Raw genomic sequence first — 19820 nt, forward strand, 5'->3', positions numbered from 1 at the left:
CATCGGAATCCCATGGTCCTTCAGTCAACACTGCGTCTAGCCAGTTACAACATTCAGAAATGTGTGGGACTCGACTTCCGGCGGCAACCGCAGCGGATATTGCAGGTTATTGAGAGTATGCAGGCGGATATTGTTGTGCTGCAGGAGGCCGATAAACGTTTGCCACCGCGCCCTGCCGCGTTGCCGCATTTCATGTTGGACGAAGCCGGCTGGCAGATTGTCGATCTGGGTGGTGCGGGCAGTCTGGGTTGGCACGGCAACGCCGTCATCTGGCGTGGAGACACAATTGCGGTGCGCCGGACAGGGCATCACGAGTTGCCGGGGCTGGAGCCGCGTGGTGCTGTGCGGGTCGAGTTTGATACACAGATCGGGCCCTTGCGGGTGATGGGGATGCATCTGGGATTATTGCCCGCGTCGCGACGCCAGCAAATCAACCATATCAAGCGCTGTGACTCCGATCTTGAGGATATGCCCACCGTCTGGGCCGGCGATTTCAACGAATGGTCGCGACAACCGGTTCTGGATCATCTGGCTCCGGACATGAGGTTTTTGCCGCCCGTACCCAGCTTTCCGGCTGCACAGCCATTGGGCGCGCTGGACAGGATCGCAGTGGGACAGGGGCTTGAGGCAGCATTGCATGGGGTGCACGATGCGCGACCGGCGCACATCGCGTCTGACCATTTGCCGGTTTGGGCCGATTTGCGACGCGCTGCCTGATGCGTAAATCCTGTGTGGCGCAAGGCACTCAGACATACTATGACAGAGTTTCGAACAGTTCCGGGGGTCACCATGTCCGATACGATTATCGCTCGTTGCGAAGCCAAGGGCCTGCGCATGACCGGTCAACGCCGGACCATCGCCCAGGTATTGCAGCAGAGCGAGGATCACCCGGATGTGGAAGAGCTGTATGCCCGTGCCTCGGCAGAGGATTCGGGGATTTCGATCGCAACGGTCTATCGCACCGTTAAGCTGTTCGAAGAGGCCGGGATATTGGAGCGATTGGAGTTCGGTGATGGCCGCGCGCGATACGAGGACGCAGAGCGCGATCACCACGATCACCTGATCGACATGCAGTCAGGCGAGGTGATCGAATTCGTAGATCCCGAGATTGAAGCACTGCAAGAAAAGATTGCGGCCAAGCTTGGGTATAAGCTGAAAGGCCATCGCTTGGAATTGTACGGCGTACCGCTGGAAAAAGACTAACTCATCACGAAAATCGATTGGTCGGCGTACGGGAAATCATCGAACATGTCACAATACTGCTTGCGACGTCGTGAAGGTTACGATTTTTGTGCTGGAAGGACTCGCAAGTTAGCGGTCAATTCCAATGGAAACGCGCATGAACAACGTAAACGGCATTTTGCTGATCATCGGCTCGATGGCAGCCTTCGCGCTTGAGGACATGTTCATCAAGTACCTTTCGGTTAGTGCCTCAACCGGGCAGATCATGATCGTGTTGGGTCTGTTCTGCGGAACCGTGTTTGCAATCATGTCGTTGGTGACACGTAAACGCATTTTCGACCCTGTCGCGTGGGAACCGCTGCCACTGCTTCGGGCAGGGACCGAGGCTTTTGGAGCGCTGAGTTTTGTGACCGCTTTGTCATTGGTCGATCTGTCGACCGTAGCTGCGGTTTTTCAAGCGATGCCGCTATTCGTCACGATGGGGGCTGCGCTGTTTCTGGGCGAGCAGGTCGGCTGGCGTCGTTGGAGCGCCATCGGCATTGGCTTTGTCGGCGTCTTGATGATCATTCGCCCCGGGCTCGAAGGTTTCCAGCCAGAATCTCTGTTTGTTTTGGTTGCGGTTGTTGCGATCGCGGCGCGTGATCTGATCACTCGCAGGCTGGATGTTCGTGTAGCCTCGTCGGTCGTCGCATTGCAGGCCTATATCGGAGTGGCGCTGGCTGGTGCGGCCCTGATGGTGTTCACAGCACAGCCCATCGTGCCGCTGCAGCCTGCGCAGATCGGGCCTTATCTGGGTGCCATCGGGTTCGGCGTATTAGGCTATTATGGCATCGTTACCGCGATGCGGATTGGTGAAGCTTCAGCGCTGACGCCGTTTCGGTATACCCGGTTGGTGTTTTCGATCATGGCCGGGATGCTGATGTTCGGCGAACGCCCTGACAGCATGACGCTGGCCGGTGCAGGTCTGATTATCGGATCAGGTTTGTATACCTTCATTCGAGAACGTCAGCTGGCGCGGGCACTGGCAGTGGCCTAAGCACCCGCTACCTGTTGGCGCAAACAGCAAACTGTTAGCCCTAAAGGCCGAAAAATATACGTGTTAGCGATAACGGAAACGGTTTACTTTTTGCCGCGTGCTGCTATGAGGCATGCAACTGTTGGCATCATCGGGACCCATATCATGAGCACGATCATCGACATCCACGCACGCGAAATTCTGGACAGCCGGGGTAACCCGACGGTCGAGGTGGACGTGATTCTGGAAGACGGCACTATGGGCCGCGCTGCCGTGCCCTCGGGCGCGTCAACCGGTGCCTATGAGGCAGTGGAAAAGCGTGATGGCGACAAGGCCCGCTATATGGGCAAGGGCGTGCTGGAAGCGGTCGCTGCCGTTAACGGTGAGATAGCCGAAGAACTGGTGGGCTTTGATGCGACTGAGCAGGTGGCCATTGATCAGGCGATGATTGAACTCGACGGGACAGAGAACAAGGGCCGTCTGGGTGCGAACGCCATTCTTGGTGTCTCTCTGGCGACGGCCAAGGCGGCGGCGGATTTCACTACGCAGCCTCTGTATCGCTACGTAGGCGGTACTTCGGCTCGTGTATTGCCAGTGCCGATGATGAACATCATCAATGGTGGAGAACACGCCGATAACCCGATCGACATTCAGGAATTCATGATCATGCCGACCTCGGCCGCAAATATCCGCGAGGCGGTGCGCATGGGGTCAGAAGTGTTCCATACGCTTAAAAAAGAGCTGTCGGCCGCTGGTCTGGCCACCGGCGTGGGTGATGAAGGCGGTTTTGCGCCCAATATCGCCTCGACCCGTGAGGCGTTGGATTTCATCCTCAAGTCCATTGAAAAAGCGGGCTACAAGCCGGGTGAGGAAATCCATTTGGCGCTGGATTGCGCGGCCACGGAGTATTTCAAGGACGGTAAATACGTTCTGGCGGGCGAGGGCATCTCGCTGACATCCGACGAAAACGCCGCTTATCTGGCCGCATTGGTCAACGATTACCCGATCATCTCGATCGAAGACGGTATGTCCGAAGATGACTGGGATGGCTGGAAGGCCCTGACCGACGCCATCGGTGACAAGGTGCAGCTGGTCGGCGACGATCTGTTCGTGACCAATCCGGCGCGTCTGGCCGAAGGAATCGAGCGTGGCTGTGCGAACTCGATGCTGGTCAAGGTGAACCAGATCGGTTCGCTGACCGAGACCCTTCGTGCCGTCGATATGGCCCACCGCGCGCGATACACCAACGTAATGTCGCACCGCTCGGGCGAGACCGAAGACGCCACGATTGCCGATCTGGCGGTCGCGACAAACTGTGGCCAGATCAAAACTGGCTCGCTGGCGCGCTCGGACCGGTTGGCGAAATATAACCAGTTGATCCGTATTGAGGAATCGCTGGGCGAGGTCGCGGAATATGCGGGTTCGTCTATCCTGAAACGCTGATCTGCGTCTCTACATTTGGACTTGAATGGGCCTCGGCGTCATCGCCGGGGCTATTTTTTTCTTTGTCTTGTCGTCGTTCCGTCTAATCTGTGTGAGATAGGCCATCACGGGGTGGTCGATGGGAGAGGACGTCATATGAGCCATCTTAAACTCATCGTGGGTGCAGTTTCGCTGTTGATCTCGCCTCAGTTGGTGTTGGCTGATCTACCGCCAGAGGCAGTGTGTCAGAAGATGGTGGAAGGCGATCCCAGCGGGCAGATCACGATGGAGGAATGTCTGTGTACTTATAACGTCGCCGATACGGTGCTGGACGATGACATCAAAGCCCTTTTGTTCGACTCCTGGTACACCGGCGAGAACATAACCGAGCAGCTCAACGCGCTGCCGCAGCCCAAGCGGGTGCCAAGGCAACTGAAAACCATGGAACAGACGTTCAACAAGAATTGCCTCTAAGCTAGAATATTCCGACATAAAAATCATTATGTGTGAACTTGTTCCTATTGCGGCGGAACAAGCCCCGATATTCTGCCTGTATTGTAGAAAGGGGGACAATATGTCTGCTTCAAAGATCTTTCTTGTAATTTCAATGCTTTCCGTCGGGCTTCTGGCCGCTTGCTCGGAGCCGGGGACCTATCCGATCACGGGGATGGAGGTCTCGCAGGATGATCCGGTGCAGGACATGGTGAATCCCGCTGTGATCTTCCGGGGTGAATCGCGCTAGAGCAATTTGCTCATCAGCATGTAGCGCTCGCGCGGTTTGAAACCCGACCGGAGATAAAGCTTCTGCGCGGTTTCGTTGGTGCGGTCGACCTCAAGATGCAGGGCGGTCAGGCCAGCTTCGGCTAGCGCTTTGGGGAGATCGTGTAGCACTTCGGTTGCGATACCCCGGCCTCGGACAGCAGGGCGGATGTAAATCTCATCCACAAATGCGTCCATGCCACCAAACTCGACCGACCAGCCGAATGTGAGGATGACATAGCCCAGCGGCGCTCGGCCCGGCCCGATCAGGTAGATGCAGCCATGCGGTATGCCATCCAGCAAAGGGGCAAGCGCGTTGCGGCGCTTCTCGTCATCCTGCGCGATGCCGGATTCCGAATGAAACGCTGCGACCAGTGCCATCAGGCGATCCAGATCGTCGGGACGGGCGAGGCGGAGTGCGGCAGTCATAGGCGGGCAAGCCTTTCTGTAAGCAGGTCGAAGAAACCCTGAGCGTCCACGTCGCCTATGAACATGGCATTTGGTGCGCGGTCGGTGACTCGCCACCAGTCGGCCACGGTCATGCCCAAAGTCAGTTCTGATTGGGTTTCGATCTCAACATTGATGTGGCGGCCCGAGAACAGATTGGGCCGGATCAGATAGGCGGTCACGCAGGGGTCGTGCAGGGGCGCGCCTTCCGAGCCGTATTTTTCTTTGTCGAAGCGTTCGAAGAAATCGGTCATTTCTGCCACCGCATGACCGACCTTGCTGTCCAATGCTCGGAATGCATCGTTGCGATGGGGCGTGACCAGTGCGCCATGAGTCACGTCGAGCGGAATCACCACGATGTGGATGCCGGATTTAAACACGATATCAGCCGCTTCCGGGTCGACATAGATGTTAAATTCCGCAGCTGGAGTTATATTTCCAACTTCGAAATAAGCACCTCCCATCAGCACGATTTCCTGCACCCGGTCGATGATGTCGGGTGCTTTCTGGAACGCTGTGGCGATGTTCGTCAGCGGCCCCAGAGGGCAGAGCGTCACCGTGCCGGGTTCATGCGCGCGCAGGGTTTCGATGATGAAATCGACCGCGTGTCCTTCGGCCAGAGGCATTTCAGGATCGGGGAGAACAGGACCGTCGAGCCCGGTTTTGCCATGAACATGTTCAGCAGTGACAAGCGGGCGTTTCAGCGGTCGGTCGCATCCGGCATAGACGGGGATATCGGTATGGCCCGCCAATTCACACACGATGCGTGCATTCTTGGCGGTTAGTTCCAGCGGAACGTTTCCGGCGACGGCGGTGATGCCCAGAACCTCGATCTCTTCAGGGCTGGCAAGGGCGAGAAGTATCGCAACGGCGTCGTCCTGACCGGGATCGGTATCGATGATGATTTTACGGGGCATGGGGGTCTCCGAGGGCCGTGAAGGTGGGACACTCGCAAGTGTCGCGGGACTTGTCTAGCCGAATTACGTGTCTGCCGGAGCATTCACCGGCGGGAGTTTGCCATTGGCGCGGTGCTCCTCGAATTTCACCTCATCCCACAGCGCATCCATTTCGGCCAGATCGCTTTGGGTGGGCGTTTTTCCGCGTTTAGCCAGCCGGGCTTCGACCTTCTCGAAACGGCGGGTAAACTTCGCGTTTGTGCGGCGCAGGGCAGCCTCGGGTTCGATGCCTAAGTGGCGGCCGAGGTTGACGATAACGAACAGCAGATCACCGAATTCATCTTCCAGCGCATCGGCATCCATGCTGTCGCGCGCCTCTTCCAGTTCGGCGGCCTCTTCGGTGATCTTTGCCAGCACATGGCTGGCGTCGGGCCAGTCAAAGCCCACACGCGCGGCACGTTTCTGCAGTTTATGCGCACGTAGCAAAGCAGGCAGGTTGGCGGCGACGCCGTCCAGTGCGCCTTTCTGTTCTTTGCCCGCGCGTTCGGCGGCTTTGATGGTCTCCCAATCCTTCGTCTGTTGGTCGGCGGACTTGTCACGGGATTCGTCACCGAACACATGCGGGTGGCGGTCAACCATCTTGTCCGACATGGTGCGCACTACGTCCTGAAAGGTGAAATGCCCAGCCTCTTCAGCCATTTGCGCGTGGAAGACGGATTGGAACAGCAGGTCACCCAGCTCCCCTTTCAACTCGTCATAGGCCTTGCGTTCGATGGCATCAGCGACCTCATAGGCTTCTTCAATCGTATAGGGCGCGATGGTGGCGAAATCCTGTTCGATATCCCAAGGGCAGCCGGTTTCCGGATCGCGCAGACGACGCATGATTTCCAGCAAACGCTCGATACCCGCATCGGTATCGTGGATCAGAGGATTTTCGGCCATTGCGAACCCTTTCGTTCCGGTGTCAGATGCATCCATCCCGCAGTCAGGATCAGGAGTCCACCCCAGATGCCCGTCGTCAACCGAATTGCCGATTACGCCGCCGATATGGCCAAGTGGCGCCAACACCTTCACACCATCCCCGAACTGGAATTCGAATGCTATGAGACCGCTGCATTCGTGGCCGAGCGTCTGCGCGAGTTTGGCGTGGATGAACTGCACGAAGGGATCGCCAAAACAGGCATGGTCGCGATCATCAATGGGCAGGGCGAGGGTCCGACGATTGGTCTGCGTGCCGATATGGATGCGCTGCCGATTACCGAGGAGACGGGCGTTGACTACGTCTCGAAGAACCCCGGCATGATGCATGCGTGCGGTCATGACGGGCATACCACCATGCTGTTAGGAGCAGCGCGCTATCTGGCTGAGACGCGGAATTTTGCGGGTCGCGTTGCGCTGATCTTTCAGCCCGCCGAGGAAGAAGGTGGCGGCGCGGGCGTCATGGTCGAAGAAGGCATTATGGATCGGTTCGATATCTCTCAGGTCTATGGCATCCACAATACTCCGGGTCGGCCTGAGGGTCTGTTCGAAACCACGCCGGGGCCTTTGATGGCGGCGGTGGATACGTTTGAGATTCATATTCAAGGTGTTGGCGGCCACGGGGCCATGCCACACGAAACGAAAGACCCGGTGATGGCGGCCTGCGGGATGGCGCAGGCAATCCAGACAATTGTCAGTCGCAATCACTATGCGCTTGACGATCTGGTGGTATCGGTGACGCAGATTCACACCGGAACGGTGAACAATGTCATTCCCGACACCGCTTATTTGAACGGCACTGTCCGCACCTTTGATCCTGTAGTGCAGAAAATGGTCAAAGAACGGATGGCGCAGATTGTGGCAGGGCAGGCGGCCTCGTACGGTGTTGAGGCCAAACTGGAGTATCAAGAGGGTTATCCTGCCACCATCAATGATGCCGACAAGGCCGCGTTTGCGGCCGAAGTGGCGCGGGATGTTTCCGGTGCGGAAAGTGTGAAGGATAATGCTGGACGCGAGATGGGGGCAGAGGATTTTTCATATATGCTGCAGGCCCGACCCGGTGCTTATCTGTTCATGGGACAAGGAGAGGGCGCAGGACTGCACCATCCGAAATACAACTTCAATGACGACGTCGCGCCGATCGGAGCGTCCTTCTTTGCGCGGATCGTCGAAAAGGCACAGCCGTTGGGCTGACAGGGAAAAGACATGGCACTGGAAGATGCAAAGAACCAGGTGGATGAGGCGTTCACCAACCCCGATCTCAAGGGGCTGTCCTATGAGAACACCTTTGGCGGCGCGACCTCATTCCTGCGGCGGCTTTATACCAAAGACCTGACCGGGGCAGATATCGCTGTAACAGGCGTGCCTTTCGATCAGGCCGTCACCAACCGCCCGGGAACCCGGCTCGGCCCTCGTGCGATCCGCGAGGCCAGTGCGTTGCAATCGCCTGATGCGCCTTATGGCTGGCCTTTTGATGCTCTGAGTGAGCTGGCCATCGTGGATTATGGCGACATGGCCTATGACTATGCCAATATCCCGGCTTTTCCTGACACGCTGACCGACCACATCCGTACCATTCTGAAGGCCGATGTCGCTTCGGTCACGCTGGGCGGGGATCATTATGTCAGCTTCCCGATCCTCAAAGCTTATGCCGAGAAATATGGGCCGATGTCGCTGCTGCAATTCGATGCGCATACGGACACCTGGGCCGATGATGATATGTCCCGCGTGGATCACGGGACGATGTTCTACAAGGCCGTGAAATCGGGGATCGTGGACCCGAAACATTCGGTTCAGGTGGGGATACGCACCACAAATGAGGACACGCTAGGCGTCAACATCATCGATGCGCGCGAGGTTTACGAATCCGGACCCGCCGCTGTGGCGCAGAAGATCAAAGGGATATTGGGCGACAGACCCGTTTATCTGAGCTTTGACATAGACGGTCTGGACCCGGCTTTTGCCCCGGGCACCGGGACACCGGTCTGGGGTGGGCTGAGCTCCATTCAGGCGCAAATCATCCTGCGGGACATTGCCGGGATCAACATCAAAGGTGGCGATGTGGTCGAGGTCTCTCCGCCATACGATACCTCCGGTGCAACGGCGATTGCGGGGGCCCATGTGGCGACGCAGATCATTTGCCTGTTGGGGTGGAACAAGCTGGTGAAGCCTTAACCTTTGGTTAGGCATAATCCCGGTATCTGCTTGGTAAGGCACCGGATCGGAGACAGTACATGACCGAATATAACCAACCCATTGGAGGCAATGATCTGGCGCGGTTTTCGGGGCCGAATACATTCATGCGCCTGCCGCAGGCGTCGTCGCTTGAAGGGCTGGACGTGGCGATCCTCGGGGTTCCGATGGATATCGGCACTTCTTGGCGGTCGGGCACTCGGTTCGGACCCAAGCAGATCCGCAGCGAAAGTGCGATGATACGGCCCTATAACATGGCCAATGGCGCGGCACCGTTCGAACATCTGCAGATCGCGGATATTGGAGATTTGGCGATCAACACCTTCTCGCTGGCTGATAGTCTTAAGATCATCAAGGGCAGCTATGACGGCATTCTGGCGCAAGGCGTCATCCCGGTGGCAATGGGAGGTGATCATTCGATCACTTTGCCGATCCTGCGGGCGATGGCGGCCAAGCATGGTCCAGTGGCTCTGGTCCATGTGGATGCCCATGCTGATGTCAATGACGAGATGTTTGGCGAGAAAGAGACCCATGGCACCGTCTTTCGACGAGCCTACGAGGAAGGGTTGATCGTGCCCGACAAGACCTTCCAGATCGGCATTCGCGGCTCGGGCTATGCCGCCAGCGACTTTACCGAGGCGCAGGGCTGGGGCTTTCGCCAGTACCCGGCGTGGGAGCTGTGGCAACAGAACCTGACCGAAATCGGCTCACTTATCCGCAAGACGGTCGAGGATCATCCGGTTTATATCACCTACGATATCGACAGCCTCGACCCGGCTTATGCGCCCGGCACCGGCACGCCCGAGATCGCGGGTCTGACGACGCCACAGGCGCTGCAACTGATCCATGCGCTGGCGGGCATGAACGTGGTTGGCTGCGATCTGGTCGAGGTCTCTCCGCCCTATGATCCGTCGGGCAATACGGCGCTGACGGCAGCAAATCTGCTGTTCGAGATGCTGTGCATTCTGCCGGGCGTGACGCCACGATAGGGGTGTTGGTCGCCCTCGGACCGGGTAGGCTTTGCGCAAAGGGATCGAAGGGCAGATGAAAATGGTGCTTTGGCTGTTGATTTCGGTGGGCATTGCGATGGGTGCATATGTTCGCCTTGCGCCGTCTGACCCAACGCGCTGGCATGTTGCCCCCGAAGGATTGGATCGAGATTTTAGGAACGGCGTAGTGCGGGTCGTTGAGGCAGCCCCGGAAGCGATGGAGCAACTCGATCATATCGCCCGCTCGACGCCGTGCACGACCGTGCTGGCAGGTTCGATCGAAGAGGGAATGATAACTTATGTCATCCGTTCCAGGGTATTCGGGTTTCCCGACTACACCACCGTTCAGCATGACGGGGATAAGCTGCGCATCTATGCGCGCTCAAGATTTGGTCGGAAAGATTTCGGCGTCAATCGACAGCGGGTCACCCACTGGCTTGCTTTGCTGCAACCCTGACGACAAACACCCCTCCTGCACCTCACGCCACATGGGCACGTTCAACGACATCTGGCATTGGGCCATGAACATGCGGCCGTCGACCTGCAGGCAGATCATCTCTCCCAATTCGACGCGGGTGCCTGATTTGTCGGTGCAATAGCAGTCCTGCACCTTGCCCCCGGGGCCAATAACGTCGGCCATACCAGGAGTTGCAACAAGTGTCAGGGCCAGGATCAGTTGTTTCATGCGCTAAGCCTAGCACAAGGCAAGGCCTTGACCAAAGCCCCCGGATGATAGACACCGCGCGGATGATCCCCGAAGAACGCCTAGAACAGATCACCCAGCGATTCCAATATCTCGAAGCGGCCATGGCTGATGGCGCATCGGGCGGAGATATTGCGGCCTTGGCTAAAGAATACTCGGACCTCAAGCCGGTGGTTGATCAGATCATGTCATGGCGTTTGTTGGTCTCCGATTTGGCCGAGGCCGAAGCGATGCTGGCCGACCCAGACATGAAAGAGCTGGCCGAGGAGGAAATTCCCGAACTGCAGGCGCGAATCCCCGAGGCCGAACATGCCTTGCAGCTGGCATTATTGCCCAAAGACGCGGCGGATGCGCGCCCGGCGATGCTGGAGATACGGCCCGGTACAGGTGGCGATGAGGCGGCTCTGTTCGCCGGAGACCTGCTGCGGATGTACCAGCGATACTCCGAGGCGCGTGGCTGGCAGTTTGAAATCATCGAGGAACAGGCCTCGGATCTCGGCGGGATCAAAGAAGTAGTGGCTCATATCAAGGGCGACAACGTCTTTGCGCGGATGAAATATGAATCTGGCGTGCATCGGGTACAGCGTGTGCCCGAAACCGAAAGCGGCGGGCGTATTCACACTTCGGCAGCGACCGTCGCGGTTTTGCCCGAGGCTGAGGATGTAGACATCCAGATCGACGCGAATGACATCCGCATCGACACGATGCGCAGTTCCGGCGCGGGTGGGCAGCACGTTAATACGACGGATTCGGCGGTGCGGATCACGCACCTGCCCAGCGGTATCGTGGTGACCAGCTCTGAGAAATCGCAACATCGCAACCGTGAGATTGCGATGCAGGTGCTGAAAACGCGCCTTTACGATCTGGAGCGGCAGCGGATCGACAGTGAGCGGTCAGCGGATCGCGCCAGCCAAGTGGGCTCGGGTGACCGGTCGGAACGGATCAGGACTTATAATTTCCCACAGGGTCGTATGACGGATCACCGCATCAACCTGACGCTCTATAAGCTGGATCAGGTGATGCAGGGCGATCTGGATGAGGTGATTGATGCGCTCACCGCAGATGATCAGGCCCGGCTGCTGGCCGAGATGGCGCAATGATTGCGGCACTGACAGCTGCGCAGGCCATGGTAGCGGCCACCGCGCGTTTGCGCGCGGCAGGGGTGCCCGATCCGGCACGGGATGCGCGGGTGCTGCTGGCCCATGCGGCACGGATCGAGGCCAGCCGTGTGACGCTGATCGCACCCGAGGAACTGCCCGTTGATATCGCAGAGCGCTATGACCAGTTGATTTCTCTTCGTGCCATCCGGGTGCCGGTGTCGCACCTTCTGGGCGAGCGCGAATTCTATGGTCGTCGGTTCCGGGTCAGCCGTGATGTACTTGACCCTCGTCCAGAAACCGAAGCTTTGATCGAAGCAGCTCTAAGTGAACCGTTCGATCATGTTCTGGACCTGGGCTTGGGCACGGGCTGTATCTTGATTACCTTGCTAGCTGAACGGGCGAGCGCCTCGGGCGTCGGGGTGGATTTGAGCGAAGCGGCATGCCTGCAGGCCAGCGCCAATGCTGTTCAGCATCAAGTTCAGGCGCGTTTGGAGATTCGGCGGTCGGATTGGTTTGAAAACATTCAGGGGCAATTTGACCTGATTGTTTCGAATCCGCCCTATATTTCGGCGGAAGAAATGAATGAACTTTCGCCGGAAGTACGTGAGCATGAGCCGCGCATGGCTTTGACGGATGAGGGCGACGGATTGGACGCGTACCGTCGTATAGCGGCCTCGGCCCCAGATTATCTGATGCCTGGCGGGCGTATTTTGGTAGAAATCGGTCCAACACAAGGCACTTATGTCTCAGCGTTATTTGATGCCGCCGGACTGACGCGCACGCAGGTGATCCCTGACCTGGACGGGCGTGACCGGGTTGTAGGGGCAAGAATGCCACCATCCAGGGGAATCTGAAGCTGAAAAATGCCGATTGATGTAAAAAAGCTGCGACAATTGCGAGAATCCTCTTGTCTGAGCGCTCAGGACATGTTTACTCAGGATTAGTCGGCGAGGTTGACGCTGTTTCAGCGCACCCCTGACGCCAAGCCCAAAAAGTCGATAGCGCGTAACGGCACAAAGCCACTGAGCAGCGTTAGATACGGGTTGATCGACAGTGAATTGATAAGGCTGACGTAAAGTAAGATGAGATCTTCCAAATCCCGCTCGCGGGCCAAGAACAACCGCAATCGTCCTTCTGGCGGCAACGTCGTAAACCGAGTTTTCGACAGCTCGGGTCCTGAGGGCAAAGTGCGTGGCACACCGCAGCAGATCATTGACAAATACAACCAACTGGCGCGCGACGCACAGCTGTCGAATGACCGTGTGGCGGCTGAGAACTTTCAGCAACACGCCGAGCATTACCTGCGCATGCTGAGCGAGGCGCAGCGCGAGATCGAAGCGCGCCGCGAAGAGCAAGAGCGCCAGAACCGCGAACGGCAAGCTGAACGTGACCGTGAGCGTGCCGAACGTCAGGAGCGCGAAGCGGCTCGTCAGGCGGACCCCGCCGAAGCTCCGCAACCTGATGTGATGGATTTCGCCTCGGCCGAACCGACACCTGAAAGCGGGTTGGTCGAGACACCCGAAAGCAAAGGTGCCGAAGCTCCGGCTCAGGAGAAGAAGGAAAAGCCGGCGCGTAAACCGCGGGCGCGCAAGCCCAAAGCACCGCCTGCAGCTGAGGATACGCCCGCCGATACAGGCGACGCACCAGAAGCGGCCGAATAAGATCGGCTCACGCCGACAAAAGCCCCGAGGTTTTGACCCGGGGCTTTTTATTGCGATCAGGGTTTCTGAATTTCGCGAGCCAAGGCACAGAAAGCTTCCAGTGGAATCTGCTCGGCGCGCTCAGTGGGTTTGATACCAGCGGCAAGCAGGCGGTCTTCGATATCCGGGGCCGTACCTTTGAGCGAGGCACGCAGCATCTTGCGACGTTGATTGAAGGCCGCAGCGACCACACGGGACAGGGTGCGGGCGTCCGCTGGATACCGGGGCTCGGGCAACGCTGTCAGGTGAACCACCGCGCTGGAGACCTTCGGTGGAGGTGTGAACGCTCCAGGCGGCAGGGACATCGCGATGCGCGCTTCGGCCCGCCATTGGGCGAGGATGGCAAGGCGGCCATAGGCCTTGCTGCCGGGTTGGGCCACGATCCGCTCGGCCACTTCGCGCTGGAACATAAGGGTCAGGCTTTGCCAGAAAGGCGGCCAGTCGGGCGGGGTGAGCCAGCGGACCAGAAGCTCGGTCCCGACATTATAAGGTAGGTTCGCGGCCACGCGAATCGGAGGCGTCAGATGGGCCAATGGATCGATTTCCAGCGCATCACCGTTGATGACCTCGAGCCTGCCGGGATAAGCGGCGGCAATATCGTTCAAGGCTGCGATGCAGCGGGTGTCTTTTTCAACGGCCACGACCTTGCGCGCGCCCTCGGACAGCAGCCCACGGGTCAGACCACCGGGGCCGGGGCCGATTTCAAGGACATCGCATTGAGTCAGGTCCCCGGCTTGCCGCGCGATCTTGGCGGTCAGGTTGAGGTCGAGCAGGAAGTTCTGACCCAGCGATTTGCGGGCCGAGAGCTGATGGGTGGCGATAACCTCGCGCAGCGGGGGGAGGGAGTCGATGGCGCTCATGGCTTTATCGTTGTTCGGATTGGATTTGGTGCGCCAGATATTTTTTGCCTCCGGCGGGGATATTTTTGGCCAGATGAAGCATTAGCGGGATTGCGCCATCTTCTGGGCCAGTCTGAGTGCTTCGATCAGGCTGGTTGGGTTTGCGATCCCTTGGCCTGCAATGTCCAAGGCCGTGCCGTGATCCGGCGAGGTCCTGACAAAGGGCAGGCCCAGCGTCACGTTTACACCTCGGTCGAAATCCAGCGTTTTGATCGGGATCAGCGCCTGGTCGTGATACATCGCTATCGCCGCATCGTAGCGCGCACGTGCCGCGGCGTGGAACATGGTATCGGCGGGGTGCGGGCCGGTCACCGAATAATCACTGGAGGAGAAATCGGTGATCAGCGGCGCGATCCAGTCGAGCTCCTCAGTCCCCATCTTTCCCTCTTCGCCCGCGTGGGGATTCAATCCAGCCACGGCGATTCTAGGATTGGGGATGCCAAACTGGTCGCGCAAACCCCGTGCGGTGATCTCGATCGTTTCACGCAAAACTTCTGGAGTGAGCGCGCTTGTGACTTGCGATAGCGGAATATGGATGGTGGCTGGTACCACCCGCAACTGATCGCTCGCGAGCATCATCACGACGCGCGACTGTCCTGCCAGTGAGGCTAGGAATTCGGTATGTCCCGGAAATGCAAATCCAGCCCCATCGATCAGTGCCTTCTTGTGGATCGGTGCTGTACAAAGCGCCGATGCTGCACCGGATTGGACCAACTCGACACCCCGTTCAATAGCATCAACGACAGCGGGCGCATTTTTGGCTTCGGGATGTCCGGGTGTATTTATAGACGAAAACTCGACATGCAGAACGGGCAGGGCAGTGGCGCTTGCTGCAAGGGCTTCTGCTGGGTCGGATATCCGAGTGATCGGAGTGCCTGCCGGGAGGTGCGAGGCATCGCCGATATAGAAGAACGGGCATTCATCGCGCAATGATTGCCAGGCTTTGGCCGCGATCTCGGGGCCTATTCCTGCAGGTTCGCCGCAGCTGAGTGCGATAGGTGGTGTCATTGCTCGATGATGACGGCTTCGGCTCGGAGCTGTTCCAGCAGGCTGTCAGCAAGAGCCTGCAAGCGTTGTTGTGTCAGCGCGTTGGCTACGTCCACTCGGGTCGTTTCTTCACCCAGATCGCGGGTTCTGTTGCACAGCATCAGGAACATCAGCGTCTGACCGTTGTTTCGTGTCAGTGCAGTTGAAACCTCATTTGGATCAAGTTTGGCCAGTTCCAATGCGACATCGCGTGGTATCTCGGACGGTTTAGCGGTGATACGATCAAGAATATCCGGCGACTGACCCTTGGCCAATCCATAGAGATCATCGCAGGTGTCGACCTCTTCCTTGAGTTTGGTGGCTTTTGCGAGCGTATCTGTATTGCGGCCACCTGGGAGGGAATAGATGGCGTAGTCGATTTCGGAATATCGCGGCGCGCTGCCCGCTGTTTCACGGATACCCCTCATCTGGAATAGCGCCACAGCGTTTGGCAGAGCAAGCGGATCGGTAATCTCGCCGTTTTTCAGGCCCAGGATGACCGGCTGCAGAGCGGGTGGCAGATTTGTGATCGAAAGCCATTCGAGCCGCCCGCCATTTTCACGTGTAGCCGCTGCTGAGTACTGTGTTGCGGCGGCCGAAAAGCTCTCCTGATCAGGGAGCAATGCAATTTCGTCGGCCAGAGCCTCAGCTTGAGCCAGTGTTTGCGGGGTTACTGGAATGATGATTTCTGACAATAAAACCTGCAAGCCGCCGCCGCCGCCCTGTCCCAGTGCGCGATTGATTTCATCCTCGCTTGGCCGGGCCTGCGACAAAAAGCGAGTGGCGACATAATCCCGCCAGGATAATTGGTCGGCCACGAAATCCCGTACGGTTTCCGTGGAAACTCCCTCTTCGTTCAGTAGTCTTAGAAACTCGTCCGTGCTCAGGTTGCCGCGTGAGGCGAATTCATCAATTCCAGATTGAACATCTTCTGGCGTCGCCTGTATCCCGGCATCACGCATGGCCTGTTTACGCAGCCTGTCATCGATAAGTGCATTGCGGACTTCTGTTTCGGAACTGCCGGGGATACCCAGAAGATCCAGAAACTGTTGGCGCTGTTGCAGTTCATACCAAGTGACAATGTCTTGATTGACCCGGATTGCAGGAGAGAAAAGGCTTTGACTCTGGGCCGGGGGTGTCGCCAGGGCAACAAACGCGGCGGCCAACACCAGCAGGACCGAATTACGATAGCCTGAGCGAAGAGATTTTGTGAAACCTGAGATCAACTGCATCTTCTCTTAAACTTTTGTCCATTGCCTTCGACGGAGTACCCTGTCAGGGCTACGGTAAAGCCGAATTCCGTCGAAGGCTCAATACTTGATGTGGAGGTAAAGCGTCTGTTGACGTTCACATTCACCTGCACGCACTCATTCTCGTAGGTCAAACCAAACCCCAGGCGGAGTGGCTCAGATTCGCTGAAATCATAGCGCGCGCTGGCGCGGGTCAGCCAGTTCTGATCCACGCGATAGCGACCCGATACGCGCAGCTCTGATATTTCGTCATTATTAGCTTCAGCCGGGTCCGGTTCCAGCCAGATATAGCCGCCAGATAGTGCCGTATCTCCTTTGACCCACGCTGCGCGCAACTCAGCTTTCGTAAAACTGAAGTCATTATTCAGCAGTCCACGTGCCGCCAGTGTCAAACCTTTGCCATTGTTAAGTTGACCGGCCAAAAGAATGTCCGATTTGGTCCCCTGCAATCCTGATGTCAGCGTGAAATCCGGATCGGCGTCAGACCGAAAAACTTGCCCAATTGTTGCGAGCGCACGCCAACCATCAGCGTTGTAGCGGGACCAATTCAAGCCAACCACGGCGGTTGTGCCATCTTCACGCCGGTCAGGCGCAGGAAATCGCGAAAGTGCCAGCAGATTGCCCTGATCGAGCTCTTGAAATGTGCTTTCGTCGTTGGGCACATCGTTATCTGAAACATGTGTCCAGCCGATTTGTGCAATAGGTTCTAGGATTTGCGTCGCGCCAGATTGCTCGCGTCGCAACATTGGGTAGCGCAAAGTAAAGGCCGCGCGCGGCGTCGAGCGCGTCACATTGTTCGGATAACTGCTGTCATTTCTGATGTTGAACGTGTCAATCGCCGCGCCCAACTGGGCCTCGGCACGTAGCCCGGTTGCGAAAGTCCAGTTGCGCAGCCATTCTGCGTCAAAAGTCGCGCGGGCGACATCGCGCCCAACAATATCCTCATCGCTGGTGCGAGTGTGAGTGTGGCCAAGAAAGGCCAGTTGAACTTCGCCTCCGAGGGCTTTGGGAAATAAACGTTTTCGATAGTTAAGGTCGAAGATACGCGATGGGATCTCGTCCTGATCTTCGCTATCCCGCAGAGTCTTATAGTGGATGAAGCCGGTCCTGAATGCAGTGTCGCGTTTTATCCTTTCAAGGGCGATCTCGCTGCGGAGGCGATCAAAATCGGGCAGGCCATAGTCGGCCAGATACGAGTCGTCCGAGGTTGTTTTGATGTCAAACGTCAGTCGATAGCTGTTTCCCAGGCTGAAGCGACCATCTGCAAAGAGGTACCCGCGATCTTTGCCAGGTCGAAGATCGTCTCGCGTATAGGCGCCTCTTAATCGGATGCGACCGAATTTGAACGCCTGTCTGTACCGAAATCCGAGGGTGCGGGTTTTGGATGACAGATAGGGCGTCAGCGTCAGGTCTTTGTGATCCCCGATCTTGAAGAAATAAGGGACCTGTATGCCAGTATCCAACTGTGAGGTCGTGCGGATTGATGGCACCAGGAAACCTGTCGCGCGTTCGAGAGTTGGATCGGGCAGGCGCAGGGTAGGGAAATAAAAGACAGGTACATCCAGAATGCGGAACTGGGCGCCTTCGAAATACAGCTGCCTTTCGAGCTGATCATGCGTGACTTTGCGTGCGCGAATTTGCCAGATCGGTGGGGTGCCGTTTGCGCAGACATGACATGAGGTTGCCGCCACTTTGCTGAACTGTGTGTATCGCCCCGCCGCACGGGTAGCTTGGACCGAAGCGATCTGAACCTGCTGCTCAAATACCATACGCGCGCCCATCAACAGGCCATTCTGGATGCCGCTATCCAATTGTGCAGAATCGGCCAGCAATGTGCTGTCCCCACCTTGATCGATCCGGATCGGGCCGACCAGAGTCAGCTCACCTGTTTCACGATCATAGGTGACGCTTTGGGCTGTGAGTTTCACGTCGCCCTGAAAAGCTTCGACATTTCCTTCGGCGACCAGTTTGCGGTCCGGGGTGATGAAAATCTCATCGGCCACAAGTAGGGCTGGTTGATTTTGCTGAGTCGCACCGGTGTCGTTGGTGGCGCCTGGCACTTCCGACTGTGCCATAGCAACAGTAGGCAGGGACAGGATCAATGCGGTCGAAAGTAGTAAGGAGAGGATAGGGCGCATCAGCCGTCCTCCGCATGAAGCAAAAGACCCAGTGACAAAAGGATACCCGCAAAAGGTGGAGCCCAGGCCGCAACAAGGATCGGCAATTGTCCGTTCTCGCCAAGAATTTGCGCAAAGTTTCGAATGAAATAAATGCCGAACCCCAGCAAAACGGCAGTTAGTACAGCAACACCCGTGCCACCAAACCGGACATGGCGCATTGTAAAGGCCGCACCGATCAAGACCATTGAGACCAGAAACAACGGCCGCGCAAGTTGTACCTGCAACCAGACTTCATACTGTTTGGTGGAAAATCCGGCCTCTTCCAGATCTCGGATCAATTGCGGCAGGTCGTAGACGGATACCGAATCCTGCTGTCCTAAAGTGTCCAGAATCCGATCTCGTGTCAGCGTTGTTGGGAGGTTCAGTACCTCGTGCGTGCTGGAATTTGCTTCGGGGTTGAGGTCATCCTGAATAGGCCAGATCTTGGCCTGATGCAGGGTCCAGAACCCATCCTCAAGATCGGCCTGTTGGGCTGAAATTTGTTGGTTCGGTTTACCGTCGGGTGCGAATGTGGTGATGGTTACGTCTTTCAAGGCGAACCTGTCTCCGTTGACCGTGCCCGTTGCGTGGATCACCGACTGGCCATTGGCTGAACCCTGGCGCAGCCATAGCCCTTCGCGGCTGATCGAAAGGGCCGAACTGCCTTGGTTTCGGTATCCATCCGACAGACGCTGAAATTCTTCTGAAGTGGCGGCGGCAATTGGGTTCAGCAAAGCAACCGCGAGTGTTCCAATTGTCAACGCCAGCAATACCGGGGCCAGTAGCGCGCGGATTCCAGACCGGCCGATGGCTCGGGTCACGACCAATTCGGAACTGCGGGCAAGGCCAACGAACAAAGCAATAGTGGCCAAGATCATCAAAAGGGGTAGCATCTCGCTAATCGCGGCGGGCGTGTTGAGAAGCGTCAACTGCAATAGCTGACCGAAGGACAGGCCAGTACCATCGAACCGGCGCACCTGCTCGATCAGATCGATCAGGATCATCAAAGTCAGAAATATTCCGCCGATTATGAGAAAGCTTTGGATAAAGCGGCGGGCAAAATAGCGGTCGAGGATCACGCGCGTGTCCCCATCAGGCTCCG

The 19820-nt window shown here is 57.4% G+C and carries 22 protein-coding genes; 13 read left to right on the forward strand and 9 right to left on the reverse strand.

Annotation, left to right across the window (positions count from 1 at the left end):
- The first annotated feature begins 12 nt into the window (after window positions 1–12).
- The 6 genes from AC2FI7_RS02740 to AC2FI7_RS02765 all read left to right on the forward strand — a co-directional run bounded on the left by AC2FI7_RS02740 (window position 13) and on the right by AC2FI7_RS02765 (window position 4361).
- A complete protein-coding gene (locus tag AC2FI7_RS02740; protein ID WP_029621850.1) occupies window positions 13–717 on the forward strand; it encodes an endonuclease/exonuclease/phosphatase family protein in 705 nt (234 codons plus the stop codon).
- 72 nt (window positions 718–789) lie between these two features.
- Window positions 790–1203, forward strand: a complete 414-nt coding sequence (locus AC2FI7_RS02745) for a Fur family transcriptional regulator (protein WP_010440496.1) — start codon at window positions 790–792, stop codon at window positions 1201–1203.
- 136 nt (window positions 1204–1339) lie between these two features.
- Window positions 1340–2218: a DMT family transporter gene (locus tag AC2FI7_RS02750; RefSeq protein WP_010440493.1), complete on the forward strand. Its 879-nt coding sequence runs from the start codon at window positions 1340–1342 to the stop codon at window positions 2216–2218.
- A gap of 144 nt (window positions 2219–2362) precedes the next feature.
- Window positions 2363–3640 (forward strand): phosphopyruvate hydratase, encoded by a 1278-nt coding sequence (eno, locus tag AC2FI7_RS02755; protein ID WP_170540248.1) that lies wholly within the window; start codon window positions 2363–2365, stop codon window positions 3638–3640.
- 135 nt (window positions 3641–3775) lie between these two features.
- Window positions 3776–4093, forward strand: coding sequence for a hypothetical protein (locus AC2FI7_RS02760; RefSeq protein ID WP_010440485.1), 318 nt, complete (start codon window positions 3776–3778; stop codon window positions 4091–4093).
- Between the two features lie 100 nt (window positions 4094–4193).
- Complete coding sequence (locus AC2FI7_RS02765; protein ID WP_010440483.1) at window positions 4194–4361, forward strand: hypothetical protein; 168 nt, start codon at window positions 4194–4196, stop codon at window positions 4359–4361.
- On the opposite strand, the gene AC2FI7_RS02770 is transcribed toward AC2FI7_RS02765, so the two are convergent.
- The 3 genes from AC2FI7_RS02770 to mazG form a co-directional block, all read right to left on the reverse strand.
- Window positions 4358–4807, reverse strand: coding sequence for a GNAT family N-acetyltransferase (locus AC2FI7_RS02770; protein WP_010440479.1), 450 nt, complete (start codon window positions 4805–4807; stop codon window positions 4358–4360). The two genes, AC2FI7_RS02765 and AC2FI7_RS02770, sit on opposite strands and share 4 nt — an antisense overlap.
- Window positions 4804–5742 (reverse strand): nucleoside hydrolase, encoded by a 939-nt coding sequence (locus AC2FI7_RS02775; RefSeq protein ID WP_010440475.1) that lies wholly within the window; start codon window positions 5740–5742, stop codon window positions 4804–4806. The genes AC2FI7_RS02770 and AC2FI7_RS02775 overlap by 4 nt, the downstream gene beginning before the upstream one ends.
- 63 nt (window positions 5743–5805) lie before the next feature.
- Window positions 5806–6663 (reverse strand): nucleoside triphosphate pyrophosphohydrolase, encoded by an 858-nt coding sequence (gene mazG / locus AC2FI7_RS02780; RefSeq protein WP_037321041.1) that lies wholly within the window; start codon window positions 6661–6663, stop codon window positions 5806–5808.
- A 66-nt stretch (window positions 6664–6729) separates the two neighbouring features.
- Here mazG and AC2FI7_RS02785 point away from each other — a divergent pair, with 66 nt between their 5' ends.
- The 4 genes from AC2FI7_RS02785 (at window position 6730) to AC2FI7_RS02800 (ending at window position 10338) form a co-directional block, all read left to right on the forward strand.
- Entirely contained in the window at window positions 6730–7893 is a 1164-nt protein-coding gene (locus AC2FI7_RS02785) for a M20 aminoacylase family protein (protein WP_010440470.1), read from the forward strand.
- A 12-nt stretch (window positions 7894–7905) separates the two neighbouring features.
- Complete coding sequence (speB, locus tag AC2FI7_RS02790; protein ID WP_010440467.1) at window positions 7906–8874, forward strand: agmatinase; 969 nt, start codon at window positions 7906–7908, stop codon at window positions 8872–8874.
- A gap of 59 nt (window positions 8875–8933) precedes the next feature.
- Window positions 8934–9881 carry an agmatinase gene (gene speB / locus AC2FI7_RS02795; protein ID WP_010440465.1) on the forward strand — a complete coding sequence of 316 codons (948 nt, stop codon included), beginning with the start codon at window positions 8934–8936 and terminating at the stop codon, window positions 9879–9881.
- A gap of 61 nt (window positions 9882–9942) precedes the next feature.
- Window positions 9943–10338 (forward strand): DUF1499 domain-containing protein, encoded by a 396-nt coding sequence (locus AC2FI7_RS02800; protein ID WP_496833238.1) that lies wholly within the window; start codon window positions 9943–9945, stop codon window positions 10336–10338.
- Here the strand turns inward: AC2FI7_RS02800 and AC2FI7_RS02805 are convergent.
- Complete coding sequence (locus AC2FI7_RS02805) at window positions 10264–10566, reverse strand: hypothetical protein (protein ID WP_010440458.1); 303 nt, start codon at window positions 10564–10566, stop codon at window positions 10264–10266. The two genes, AC2FI7_RS02800 and AC2FI7_RS02805, sit on opposite strands and share 75 nt — an antisense overlap.
- A gap of 62 nt (window positions 10567–10628) precedes the next feature.
- Between AC2FI7_RS02805 and prfA the strand changes: the two genes are divergently transcribed.
- From prfA to AC2FI7_RS02820, 3 genes are all read left to right on the forward strand, one after another.
- Window positions 10629–11684, forward strand: coding sequence for a peptide chain release factor 1 (gene prfA, locus AC2FI7_RS02810; RefSeq protein WP_010440455.1), 1056 nt, complete (start codon window positions 10629–10631; stop codon window positions 11682–11684).
- Complete coding sequence (gene prmC, locus AC2FI7_RS02815) at window positions 11681–12538, forward strand: peptide chain release factor N(5)-glutamine methyltransferase (protein ID WP_010440453.1); 858 nt, start codon at window positions 11681–11683, stop codon at window positions 12536–12538. Before prfA ends, prmC begins: the two co-directional genes overlap by 4 nt.
- A gap of 228 nt (window positions 12539–12766) precedes the next feature.
- The gene (locus tag AC2FI7_RS02820; RefSeq protein ID WP_010440450.1) at window positions 12767–13345 is read left to right on the forward strand and encodes a DUF4167 domain-containing protein; all 579 of its coding nucleotides are present in this window, start codon (window positions 12767–12769) and stop codon (window positions 13343–13345) included.
- A gap of 56 nt (window positions 13346–13401) precedes the next feature.
- Here AC2FI7_RS02820 and rsmA read toward each other — a convergent pair whose 3' ends face one another.
- From rsmA to lptG, 5 genes are all read right to left on the reverse strand, one after another.
- Window positions 13402–14244 (reverse strand): 16S rRNA (adenine(1518)-N(6)/adenine(1519)-N(6))-dimethyltransferase RsmA, encoded by an 843-nt coding sequence (gene rsmA, locus AC2FI7_RS02825; RefSeq protein WP_496815176.1) that lies wholly within the window; start codon window positions 14242–14244, stop codon window positions 13402–13404.
- A gap of 81 nt (window positions 14245–14325) precedes the next feature.
- Entirely contained in the window at window positions 14326–15291 is a 966-nt protein-coding gene (pdxA, locus tag AC2FI7_RS02830) for a 4-hydroxythreonine-4-phosphate dehydrogenase PdxA (RefSeq protein WP_480872667.1), read from the reverse strand.
- Window positions 15288–16541: a peptidylprolyl isomerase gene (locus AC2FI7_RS02835; protein WP_010440436.1), complete on the reverse strand. Its 1254-nt coding sequence runs from the start codon at window positions 16539–16541 to the stop codon at window positions 15288–15290. The genes pdxA and AC2FI7_RS02835 overlap by 4 nt, the downstream gene beginning before the upstream one ends.
- The gene (locus AC2FI7_RS02840; RefSeq protein ID WP_010440434.1) at window positions 16532–18697 is read right to left on the reverse strand and encodes an LPS-assembly protein LptD; all 2166 of its coding nucleotides are present in this window, start codon (window positions 18695–18697) and stop codon (window positions 16532–16534) included. Before AC2FI7_RS02840 ends, AC2FI7_RS02835 begins: the two co-directional genes overlap by 10 nt.
- A complete protein-coding gene (lptG, locus tag AC2FI7_RS02845) occupies window positions 18697–19797 on the reverse strand; it encodes an LPS export ABC transporter permease LptG (protein WP_029621849.1) in 1101 nt (366 codons plus the stop codon). Before lptG ends, AC2FI7_RS02840 begins: the two co-directional genes overlap by 1 nt.
- Window positions 19798–19820: the final 23 nt, after the last annotated feature.

The organism is Ruegeria sp. YTSA064 (assembly GCF_059610325.1).